General features: G+C 56.4%; 10 protein-coding genes. All 10 read right to left on the bottom strand.

Annotation, left to right across the window (positions count from 1 at the left end; genetic code table 11):
* Positions 1-71: 71 nt before the first annotated feature.
* Positions 72-983 carry an FkbM family methyltransferase gene (locus JRF57_13770; GenBank protein MBW2304765.1) on the bottom strand — a complete coding sequence of 304 codons (912 nt, stop codon included), beginning with the start codon at positions 981-983 and terminating at the stop codon, positions 72-74.
* The gene (locus JRF57_13765) at positions 973-1,518 is read right to left on the bottom strand and encodes a serine acetyltransferase (protein ID MBW2304764.1); all 546 of its coding nucleotides are present in this window, start codon (positions 1,516-1,518) and stop codon (positions 973-975) included. Before JRF57_13765 ends, JRF57_13770 begins: the two co-directional genes overlap by 11 nt.
* 108 nt (positions 1,519-1,626) lie before the next feature.
* Positions 1,627-3,135 (bottom strand): lipopolysaccharide biosynthesis protein, encoded by a 1,509-nt coding sequence (locus tag JRF57_13760; GenBank protein ID MBW2304763.1) that lies wholly within the window; start codon positions 3,133-3,135, stop codon positions 1,627-1,629.
* Positions 3,136-3,162: 27 nt separating this feature from the next.
* The gene (locus JRF57_13755) at positions 3,163-4,539 is read right to left on the bottom strand and encodes an O-antigen ligase domain-containing protein (protein MBW2304762.1); all 1,377 of its coding nucleotides are present in this window, start codon (positions 4,537-4,539) and stop codon (positions 3,163-3,165) included.
* Positions 4,536-6,776, bottom strand: a complete 2,241-nt coding sequence (locus JRF57_13750) for a hypothetical protein (protein ID MBW2304761.1) — start codon at positions 6,774-6,776, stop codon at positions 4,536-4,538. Before JRF57_13750 ends, JRF57_13755 begins: the two co-directional genes overlap by 4 nt.
* Positions 6,777-6,846: 70 nt before the next feature.
* Positions 6,847-7,953: a polysaccharide biosynthesis/export family protein gene (locus JRF57_13745; protein MBW2304760.1), complete on the bottom strand. Its 1,107-nt coding sequence runs from the start codon at positions 7,951-7,953 to the stop codon at positions 6,847-6,849.
* A 16-nt stretch (positions 7,954-7,969) separates the two neighbouring features.
* On the bottom strand, positions 7,970-8,968 hold the full coding sequence (locus JRF57_13740; GenBank protein MBW2304759.1) for a glycosyltransferase family 2 protein: 999 nt from the start codon (positions 8,966-8,968) through the stop codon (positions 7,970-7,972).
* The gene (locus JRF57_13735) at positions 8,968-9,954 is read right to left on the bottom strand and encodes a glycosyltransferase family 2 protein (GenBank protein MBW2304758.1); all 987 of its coding nucleotides are present in this window, start codon (positions 9,952-9,954) and stop codon (positions 8,968-8,970) included. The genes JRF57_13740 and JRF57_13735 overlap by 1 nt, the downstream gene beginning before the upstream one ends.
* A complete protein-coding gene (locus tag JRF57_13730; protein MBW2304757.1) occupies positions 9,951-11,183 on the bottom strand; it encodes a glycosyltransferase in 1,233 nt (410 codons plus the stop codon). The genes JRF57_13735 and JRF57_13730 overlap by 4 nt, the downstream gene beginning before the upstream one ends.
* Positions 11,184-11,241: 58 nt before the next feature.
* A partial coding sequence (locus tag JRF57_13725; GenBank protein MBW2304756.1) for a glycosyltransferase family 4 protein occupies positions 11,242-11,501 on the bottom strand: 260 nt, incomplete at its 5' end.

Below are 11,501 nucleotides of genomic sequence, written 5' to 3'. Positions count from 1 at the left end.
GCCGGAAACGAAAGCCCACAAGGTGCCTGTGTATATCCGGGGGCGGGGAGGATGGAGATCAAGAGAATCCTTCATGGCTCCAACGGCCTTCGTAAGAACAGCACGTTGACCTGTTCATCGATGGACTCGGCCTTAAGGGGAGGTCCGATCCGCCCTGAGGGCTGGAGCACATGGGGACTGAGGCCCGCATCCGCCATGAGGCCGAAGAGTCCGGATACGCCTTTCCTTCCTCCCAGCCATCGGGGGGTCACCTCGATAACTGCATGGCTCACTTGACTACGCAGTGTCCTCGGCATTCCCTCCAGGACTTGCGTTTCATACCCTTCCACGTCAACCTTCAAAAAGACCCGTCCCGGCAGATTCTCGGTGCCGAGCACCTCGTCGCCTGTTCGGATCTCGCATGACCGTTCAGTGTCAAACCCCCCGGGGGCTCCCCCGGAATCTTCCCCCAGGGAACGCAGTGTGCTCGATCCGGGATCATCCCTGTTGAGATGGAGTGTTCCTGTGGCCTCCTCTCCCCCCAGGGCGAATTTATAAATTTTTATCTGGGAGAGGTTTTTCTCTTCCACGAAGTTCATGACGCGCTCAGCCAAGGCGTGGTTGGGTTCAAAGGCGATCACCCGGCCCCCGGGGCCGACCAGGTGTGCTGCCAGCACTGAGATGTGCCCCGCATTGCACCCGACATCGATGACCGTGTCTCCAGGGTTGAGGTTTTGCCGGAGGTAGTTTTCCAGTTCGGTTTCGTAAAGCCTTCCGCACCAGTACGGCATCCGATGGGTATAAAGGTGGGGATTGCAGAGGATTTTGGCTCCCATCCCCTTCAACGGCCGTTCCACGAGGGTGTTGGGAAGGATCTGTTCATCGAGCATCAGGGGGGTCACATGCTTACAAATCCAGTGTTGCTGGGCGATCACGGGGAGGTGCGGGCCCAGCAGGGAGGTGCAGCATACCATCGCTTTTTTGATCATTGTCTTAGGCTTCATCTTGAATCTCTCCTTCCGTTTTCAGGGGGACTTCCCGTTCCCCGGGACCCTTCTCGATGACCCTTCCGGGGTTTCCAACCACCAGGGAATCCGGGGGTACATCCTTCAACACCACTGCGTTGGCCCCGATATCCACGTTGTCACCGATTCGGACGGCCCCTATGATCTTTGCCCCCGCCCCTATAAAGACATGGTTTCCGATTACCGGCGCACCACGGGTCCCTTTCGTACCCAGGGTCACCTCGTGCATGATGCCCACATGGTCGCCGATCACAGTCCTGGGGTGAATCATGATGGACATGGGATGGATCATGTGGAAGCACTTTCCGATCTTGACTTCTCTGGGGAGATGTACTGTTGTCAATGTGGAAACCAGGGAATGGAGAATCCAGTAAATCCGGTCGCAGATCCAGCGTATTCCCCATATCCGGATGTTCCTCGCCCACCTGCCGTACCTGTAGACCGTGAGCACCCACAGGCCGGGGTTGCTGAAGTTGGGATAGATTTTCAAATCTTCTCTTGTTCCTGAAAACATTTTTTTAACCCTTTACCCTTCACCCATAGGGTGTTGCCAGAATGCTTTAACATATTGCAATAAAGATCAATTTCATTATTAACGCACAATTTGGGTTTATATTCTGTTTCATGATGGAGAGAGCTCTCCTTCCCATTGCTTCGGCGCTTTGTCCCTGAAAGGATGAAGCCCCTGGAAAAGAACGTATACACCCAACGACAGGACCAAACCCGCACTTCCCATGATCGCCAGGAAGGGCAGATTGAAAAAGGACCCGCCGGCAAGCCAGGGTCTCACGAACCTGAAGAGTCCCACCATGGCGAAAGAGAGGAGCAGAGCCTGGATCCAGGGATAGAGGGCGACCTTGAGGGGGAACTTGATTCCCTGGACCATGAAGACACTCTCCGCCGCGGTGACGACCACCATCCCACAGAACATGCCCCCCGCCGCGCCGGCCAGTCCCCGGAATCGGGCTCCCAGGGGGATAAAAAGGCAGAGGGCGGCCAGTCCCACCGCCATGGACAGGGTCTCGTAGACGGGCCGTCCGGTACCGATGAAGGTGTTGCTGTTGGCCAGGCTGATGACGCGGAAGATCACGCTGGCGCTGATCCAGAAAAGGGCGATGGAGGCATTCTCGTATCGGCTGTCGTAAAGCATCCGGATGATGTCTCCGGAAAACAGGGAAAGGAGGATCGAAACGGGAACTGCAAAGGCCAGGGCCAAGGCTGTGGTCTTCCTGTATATGTTTCTGATCCGGGCCGGATCTCCGGCTACGGTACTCACTGCCGGCAGGTAAGACTGGGCGAAGACTTGAAGACAAAACAACCATACCATCAGACCGATATTGCGGCCTATGCTGTAAGTCCCCAGGGTCTCCATGTCCAGCATTTTACCGATCATCAGCACATCCGAATTCATGACCGCAGCGGAAACGATGGTATTGAAAAAGATATACTTCCCGAAATGAAATAGCTCCTCGAATGCCTTTTTGTTCCATTCCAGGCGGGGCCTATAGGGTTGGAGCAGATAGGAGGCAGCGACCCTGCTGAGGGAGGAGAGGAGGGGACTGGCGACAAGGGCGTACACGGAGCGAAGCAGATATGCCAGGACAATGGAGGCCGTTAGACCCAGGACCTGGGCTCCGAGATCCACCAGCACCTGCTTCTCGACCCGGAACCGCTTGATGAAAAGGACGAAGGCAGGATTCTCTAAGCCCAGGATCAAGGGATGGAGCGCCAGGACCAGGAGGATCCCTTTCAGTTCGGGGTGGTTGTAATAATGGGAGACCGGCCAGGCGAGCAGGGCGACGGCAATGGAAAGCAGCACGGCGCGGCAAAGGGAGATGACCCAGGCCGTGTTCAGGAATTCAGGTTCGTCCCCCCGGGGATTTTGTATGATACTGGTGCGCACTCCCGTATCGGAGAACAGGTGGATCACGGTCAGGACCGCCAAGGCCGTCGCCATGATCCCGAAGGCCTCGGGAAAAAGCAGGCGCGTGAGCACGAGATTCCCGGCCATACGGAAGGCGTGCTCCACACCCTTTGCCAGGAAACTCCAGGCAGCCGCCCGGATACCCCGGATTTTCAGGGAATGTTCTTCCGGCCTGATCATCTTTTGTAAAAGGGTCCTTGCCTTCATCTATCGTGTTCCATCGTCTGAAAAAGGTTACAAGAACCTGGGCTGAAGCAAGGCTTCTTCCGAAAAGGGCTCACTCCTGGAAGGGACATCTTCCCGGGAGGGAAGGGATTCCGAAAGAAGCGCGGTTATGCCGCCCCCTCCCACCATGAAAATGGGATTGACCATGGCGTTCGGAAGGTTGTCGATCATGTAAAGACCGAGCAGGGCGGCAAGGGCCACGGCGGGCGCCACGGCGGGATGAAGCCAGTCCTCAGCCCGGTAACGTCGCATCACCACGAAGAGGGGCATCAGGATCGACGAGGTCAGGGACACCAATCCCACCAGGCCGTTCGTCCCCAGGGCGATCACCCAGAGTCCGTCGGTCACCGAGATGTCTTTGCCCTGTTCGTCATAGACCCTGGACCTCCCCCAGCCGCCCCATCCGAACACGGGACGAATCAAGGCCTTTTCGGTAAGCAGGTTTTCGTTCCTGAACCGATAGGCAAGGGATTTCGCCCTTTCCTCGTTAATATGGACGGAAACAAAGGAAACCAGGTTCCCGCCGCTCCAGGATCCGGTAATGCGCACCGTCATGTATAGGACGGGAACGGCCACAAGGCAGAACACGAGCAGGGGTTTTTTCGATCTGGCGGACAGGAAGAGGAGGGCGGTCCCCAGGGCGAGGAGGAAAAGGGCTCCCGTGGACTTGATAAGCACGGTGGTAAGGAGGAGCAAGGGGAGCAGGCAGGCCACCGGGATCCCCAATAATCTCCGAACTCCTCCGCTGGCCCAGATCCACAGACCGATCAGGGAGGCGCCGGCCATCCAGGTTCCCACCATCAGGCCGTGTTCAAGGAAGACCATGGGGCGCCACCCGCCGTAACGGAACGTCTGGACAAAGCTGTGCTGGTAAAAACCGTAAAGGATGTAGTGAAGTTGTGGGCTCATGCGGATTTCGTACAGGCACAAGGGAACGTAAATGAGACCGCCGATGAAGATCCCCAGGGCAAACTCCCGCAGGCCCTCCAGGTCCTTGAAATAGATGCGCCCGGTCATGTAAGGCAATCCCCAGGTCACGGTCTGCCGAAGGGCGCTGGAGAGGCCGTCATAAAGACCCAGTCCGTTACTCAGGGAGGATGCCGCCGGGCAGAGACACCAGACGATCATGGGCAGGTCCACCCATCGGACCCGGAACGAGAAGAGGTGCTTTCTGTCAAACAGCAGGGCACCGAGCAGAATACCCCAGCAGGTGGCCGACATCTTGGTGTAGTCCGGCAACCCCGCCAGGGAATAGCTGGCGTTCGGGAGGAAGAGCCATGCGGTTAGGAAGGAGACGATGACCGCATGGCGGGGCCTGAGCCTCGAAAACAGAGCGATCACCACCGGAATCCATCCGAACATGGCTATGTGAACGAAAAGGTTCATGCGTCGTAGAGGAGTTTTTTCTTCACCAACGGAATCACCCGCTCCAGATCTTCGCCCGGAGGATGGACCAGCCTTTTCTGAAAAGGCCAGATCAACCTGGATACCGTAAGCTGGATCCTGCTTCGCCACCTGGGACCGCCCCAGTTAAGCACGGCGCCGATAGCGGGAACCTTGAGTTTCATGAGTATCCGACCTGATGCGTAAAGGCATCGGTAAAGGCTGCGGTCCCCCTGGATCACAAGGGCGGCCACGTCGGCCTTGAGGGCCAGATACTCGGTCAGATCGCTTACCAGGAGGGGTTCCGTGTCCAGAAAGATGAAATCATAAGTCTTTTTCAACTCTTCGAGAGTCCCGTGAATCCTGGCGCGTTCCATGGAGGCGATCTCCTCGGTCGTGGGAGGTCCCCCAAGGAGAATAACGTCGAGTCCCCTTTTTTCGTCCCGGAAGATGCAATCAGCGGGTTCCGCCCGGCCCAGCAAGATGTCCACGAGTCCGGGCTTGACTTCCCGGGGCCGGACGATCCCCTTGATATCCGGATCCTTGAAGTTCGCCTCGATGACGAGCCCCCGCGGGCACAACTTCGTCATGACGTGGGCGGCGTTGAGCATGATTTCGGTGGTTCCGCACTCGTTGTCGGTACCTGTGAACAGGAAAATCTTTGCATTTTGGGTTCGGCGTTCATTGTCCAGCCTTGCGGCCAGGCTGTGTATGGCTTTGGAGACGACATTGAGGGGATCGGAGAGGGTCACTTCAGAAAATGGGATCTCGGACGATCCCGTAAGCCTGTAATCCGAGATCGGCCAAGTGGGATCCGCGCCCAGGGCGTTTCGAACATCTTTCCGGCTCCGAACCCGATTGTCCCGAAGATCATAAAGCACGCCCAGGACACTCACACCCCCGAAGGCCATGGCGAACAATAATAGGGCGAATTTTTTAGTATTGCTCCCTGTCGGGATATCAGGGACCTTGGCCCTGGATTCGAGCACGATTCTACCCGGGGCCCTGGATTCAAGCGTCAGGGTATAGATGCGCTCATCGATACGGTTCAATAGGTTTTTCAAGTGATCGAGTTTACCCTTGATCTGCTTCCCATAATGGATTTTCCATGAAATCCTGGTCTTTGCTTCCAGGGCACGGTTGAGTTTTTCCTTGATCTCTTCCTCCGTCCTCTTGGCCGCTTCGAACTCGGATCGGGCCTTGAGGATCTTTTCCTGCAATTCGGACGTTCGCTTTCCGTAAATGACCCGAAGGGCCCCCTCCGAGACCCTGTCCTTGATCCGGCTGATCTTCTCCTGGATTTCCTTGATCCTGGCCTCGATGTGTTTTCGGTCCGGGTTCCCTTCCTCCAGCCCTTCCAAGGATGCCTCGAGATCTTGTATCTTCTTGTAGGAGTATATGTCTATCTGCCGGAGGACGGGATCTTCACTGACCCTCTCCTCGATCAGGGGATCGAGCGGGACTTCCCAGACGACCTCGGTCTCTTGAAGGGCCGCTTTGAGGCGATTCTCCGCCTCGACCCGCAGGTTATAGGCCTTCAGATACTGTTTCTGGAGGGTTTCAAACTCCACATTGTGGATGTTGTATGCCTCTTCGAAAGATGAGGTGCCCACTGCCTTGGCCACATCCTCGAACAGGCGGGTCTGGGCGGCTATCTGTTTCTCGATTCGTTTTTTTTCCTCCTTGAGGTAGGAGAGGCGTCGATGGTCCTTACCTTCTTCTTGGGCCTGAACCTCCTCGAGAAAGACCTCCATCAGCCGGTTGATCACCTCGGCGAGTCCCTCGGGGGTTCCCCCGGTCAGTTTCAGAAATATCAGATGGGTCCCTCGCTTGTGGGTCACCTCCAGTCGATCGGCAAGGATTTCGGCTGCCCTGGAGAGGCTGGCACCCCCGGGAACAAAGGCCGCCCTGAGGCCGGGAGGAAGCCTCAGGAGGGCCTTTTCGATGATCCCGGGGTCCTTGAGCCTGTCCACCTGGGTTTGAACATAGCGGCCGTAATATCCCAGTATGGGAGACTCCTCGGAACGGGCGATGAAGGTGGGTACGACGGGAGACACCCGGAGTTTGCCCGTAGCGGTATAGTAGGGCCTGGCCTTTACCAGAAAGAGCGGCATAAAGGAAAGGAAGAGGGCGGTCCCGAAGACAAGGATCTTCAGCCAATGCCTGCCCAGGGATTCCAGCAGGTCAAAGGGTTTTTTCGGTGTTACCGGATATCGGGTATCCTCTCCTCCGTCGACCATGTTCGCTCCAAAAGCCCGGGGGATCTTCCCAGCGGTCCCGGCGGCTGGTTTTCCCTTGCGCTCCTCGGGGTTACGGATTTACAAAACCCTTTTGCCCAAAGGCCTTTCGCCTGAATTCCTGCATCACGCCGAAGTTTTCCAGAACCGAGGTGGACAGGCTCAAGACCTGGAGGGCAGGCAGGTATTGCTGTAGGGCATAGTTGAATCGGCTGATGCCCCTTTCCGCCACATAGACCACGTCGTTTCCTTGCAGTTGGTAATTGCTTCGAAGGTCTCCTTTGTTCAGCATGGCGTCCAGGTCGATCTCTTTGACCCAGCGGCGGTCCCCGTCAAAGCGAAGGAGATAGGTCTTTTTCAGGTTTGCGTTTTTGGTGGGCCCCCCGGACATCATCAGTGCCTCAAGGTAGGAGAGCCGGGTCTTGATCCTGACGGCCCCTGGGTGCTGCACCTCACCCATGACATAGACGATCTCATCCTGGTCTTCAGGGATGAAGATCACATCGTTGTTTTGTATTCTCGCATTCAGGGCCATGTTGCCGTTGTTCAGCAATTCCCTGAGGTCGATCCAGATCACAAGATCTTTTCCCCGGATTATGGCGCACCGGTTCAGGGAAAATCCCCTGTGCTTGGCCGGAAGCCCTCCTGCAAGGGAGAGGGCTTCCAGGAGGGTCCCTTTCCCGGGGAAGTGGACCACACCCGGTCTCTCGATCCGGCCCAGAACAAAGGCCCTGTTATTCGTGTACTTCCTGACGATCAGGGTGACTTCCGGGTCATGGTACAGCCGGGACAGTTTGTTCTTGATCTCCCCGGCCACGCTTTCCCGGGTCCGGCCGCCGGCCCGGATGTTCCCTATACGTTCGACCGTGATGGCCCCGTCGGGACCGACAATGATTTCCGGATCCGATACTTCGGGCCGCTTCCAGACCTTCAGGGCCAGGACGTCTCCCGGGCCGATAAGATAGGATTCATCGATCCCTTCTGAGAGCTTTTGAACAAGGGAGGCCGGGGTATAGTCAACGTCCCGATAGGCCGGGAGGGTGGTAAACCCCCCGCCCTCCTGCCCGGAAGGGTCGGGAAGGGGGTTGATGCCGGCACAGGAGGCAAGAATCATACACAGGGCGGCCGTTGAGAGAATCAGTACCCATGGTTTGATTCTTGTTTTTCCCCGCTCAGGCATCCTTTTGCCTTTCCTCCTATCCTGAAACGCCCAGGCCGAACCGGTCCCTGATCAAGGTGTTGACAATGGCCCGCATCATAAAGTACGCCCGATCTGTTTTTTCCCGCCGTCGAATCCCGTTCAAACGGTTTCTCGTCCAGACAAGGAAATGCCATAAGAATTCCGTCCCTGCAGCAGCCAGAACGTAAACACATCCGAAGTTCTTTCGGTAATAGCGGAATTCGCTCTCCAGCCGGTACCGGATCAACTGCCAGCCGCTTCGGCTTATAGGTTTGTTTGTGCGCTTACTGCTCTCCCCGCCCAGGTGGATCACCCTCGCATGGGGATAGTAGAAGATTTTCCACCCGGCCCGCCTGGCCCTCAGGCAGAAATCGATCTCTTCAAAATAAAGGAAATACCTTTCATCCAGAAATCCGATATCCTCGACGACTTCCCTCCTTATCAGGAAAAAGGCCCCCGGCACCCAGGCCGTTTCTCTTGTTTTTGCATGCCGTTGCGCGGAATGGTCGGTTTCACCAAGCACTCTTGACTCGGGAAACCTGGCGGCGGCTCCGCTGATCGTAAGCAGTTTGCGCAAGGGGTTGGGAAGCCTCCTTGCCGAAGGCTGAAGAGAGCCGTCCTCTCCCGTGAGTTTCACGCCCAGTATCCCGCATCGGGGGTGGGTATTCATCCACTGGAGGGTCGATTGCAGCACGCCGGGCATAAGGTAGGCATCGGAGTTGAGGAGAAGCAGAAAGCGACCTGATGCCCGTTTAAGGCCCAGGTTGTTTCCTGCGGCAAAACCCAGGTTCTTCGGACTTGTGATCAGGGTGACTTCGGGAAAAGTTTTCCTGACCATGACGGGAGATCCGTCGGTCGATGCGTTGTCGACCACGATGGTTTCCATGTCAAGGTCCCGCCCGTAGTCCATGACGCGGCGAAGACATTCCTTCAGGATATCGCGTGTGTTGTAACTGATGATAATCACCGAAAGTTGTTTCATGCCTGTCCCCGCCGTGTGATTCGATCCCTCCATCAAATCTCCTTTATTGACATTCGTTCGGGAGTCGCTTGCGGAAGAAGTTTTCCATCACGGATCGTTCGTTCCTCTTTATCGGTTTTCGGCCGGGTTCCCATACGTCCCATATGCTTCCATAGTTTCAGCCTTTCAAGTTGCCAGGTCCTGAGAGATTCCCGAAAACCCGGATAGCCGTATCTTTCATGACGTTTGATCCATCCCAAGAAGTACCCGGCGATGATCAGGAGCCCTCCGAGGATATAAGGCTTTTCAGCCATGCGGTAGCAACCGCTTGCAAGTATATAAAGGGGATGGGTCCCCATGAAGTATTGCCCCCGTCCCCACCTGATGCGACCGTTGAATACGCTGCGGTGGGATGAACCCATCATGCGGTGATGAATGATCCTGAGTTCGTGGTCACGGAAACTCCGGGTCCGCCACCCGGCCATGCGGCAGCGATGAAAGGCGATGCCGTCCCACATCACCTCCCGGACAAATCCTCCGATATCTTCGAAGCATTTTCTCCTGGCAAGGAAGAGTCCTCCCAGGACGCTTTCATCGATGATGCGCTCCTCGACCGGGCCATGGTCTCCGCTAAACAAGAACAGTTTTCCGCTGGCCGCCCCAAGACGAGGGTCTTCCCGGAACTTCCGGAGCAGATGTTCAAAATAGGTGGAACCGAAGGAAAGGTCCCCGTCCATCTTGCAGATGTATTCGTAATTGCGGCACCTGATGCGTTCGTAACCGAAATAGAAGGCCTCCACAACGCCGGGACCGACTGCCCGCTCACTTCTGCCCGGTTTTCTCAGGAGCCGGATCCAGTCATGACCCCGGGTCATCTCGCGGACAAGCCGTGCCGTGTCGTCCTCGGAACCGTCATCCACGATCACCCACTCCGAGGGCCGGAAAGTCTGATTCAGGACCGACCGGATGGTCCGGCCGATATAGGCCGACTCGTCCTTTACGGGTGAGATGATGACAATGCCGGCCCTGTTTCCCTTCATGAAGCACATCCCATGAAAAGGACGGCAAGCCGGTTCAGGTTGGCATCCTCGTTGAATTTCCGTCCCACATGGCGTTTTGCCGCCCGGGCCAGCCTCCCGGCTGCAAGAGGGCTCTCCATCATCCACCGGATCTTCTCATAAAGGGATACCGGGTCTCCCGCCCGGGCCAAAAGGCCGGTTTTTCCGTCTTCAATCAGTTCTCCGATACCCGAAATCCCTGTTGAGACCACAGGGACCCCTGCGGCCATGGCCTCCATAAGGGCTACCGGAATGCCGTCCTGGTCCCCAAAGCGGTCTCGTCGGCAGGCCAGGACGAAGAGATCCAGTCGAGAGAGCCAGTCCAGGACCTCATCGTGGTACATGGGGCCTTTGAAGATCACGCTGGAACGAATATGCTCCTCGATGGCCATCTCCCCTAAGGCTTCCCTGAGGGGGCCGTCACCCACGATCTCCAGCCGAAAATTCGTGCTTCTTGATTTAAGAAGCCCAAGTGCCCTTATGAGAACATCCATTCCCTTCTTTTCGACGAGCCTCCCACATGAGCCGATAACATAGGGCGATTCAGGAGATCTTTTTCGTTTCGGGAAAAGATCCTGCACCCGGACCCCGCATCGTACGACCTGTATCTTTCTCCCCTCGGCCCCCTGGGCCATCAGGAATCTTTTGTTGTATTTGGAAATGGTGATACATGCCTTGGCCCGGGCGACTTTTTCCCGCAGCAGCCATGCCCTTTGAAAGAGATCATTCGCATGGGCTGTAAAAGTGAAAGGAATGCCCGCCAGCCCGGAGGCGTACATGGCGATGTCCGCCGGGACATGGGCGAAATGAGCGTGAAGGTGACGGCAGCCCTCGCCTTTGAGTATCTCGGCAACCTTGCAGGAGAAGAAGAAACGATACAACAGCCCGAAACCTAAGCGGGTTTTCAGGCCTATCTTCCGAGCGTCAGAGAGAAACATCCTCCAGGTTGAGAAGAAGGAGAAGGGGTTCTTCATGAAACATTTGATAACATCCGTCGTGGGGATCACGCGGGATTGCTGGTACAGGTAACAGGTCCGCTTCATGAGTCCGGGGATCCCTTCTCCCCAGGCCGGATCCCCGGGTCGATGGACGGAGATCGGCACGACCTTGAAACCCCTTTTTTCAAGCCCTAAGATTTCATTAAAGATGAAGGTGGCGGAGAGGGCTGGAATCTCCGGCGCCAGGTAAGCTATTTTTCCCATGAGAGCCATTTTCGGAATCCTTATGTATAAGATGTCAGATCCCCTGAGGATCCCACTCCTCTATGGTTTAAGAACCACCGTAAAGCAGTTTTTCCAGTTGGTCTGTCGCCGCTTTCCATGAAAAGATCTTGCTTTTTTCGATACCCTTCACCCTAAGCCTCGCCTCCAGGGAAGTATCCTCCAGGACCATGCGGATTTTATCAGCCAGAGCCGGCGGGTTTCCCGGTTCGACGAGTAGTCCGTTTTCTCCGTCATCGATGATGTCTTCGATCCCCAGGCTGTTGGTGGCGACCACTACACTGCCAAGGCTGATGGCCTCAAGGGCCG

The sequence above is a fragment of the Deltaproteobacteria bacterium genome (genome assembly GCA_019310525.1).
GTDB lineage: Bacteria > Desulfobacterota > DSM-4660 > Desulfatiglandales > HGW-15 > JAFDEE01.
This window is presented reverse-complemented; position numbering and strand designations above follow the sequence as displayed.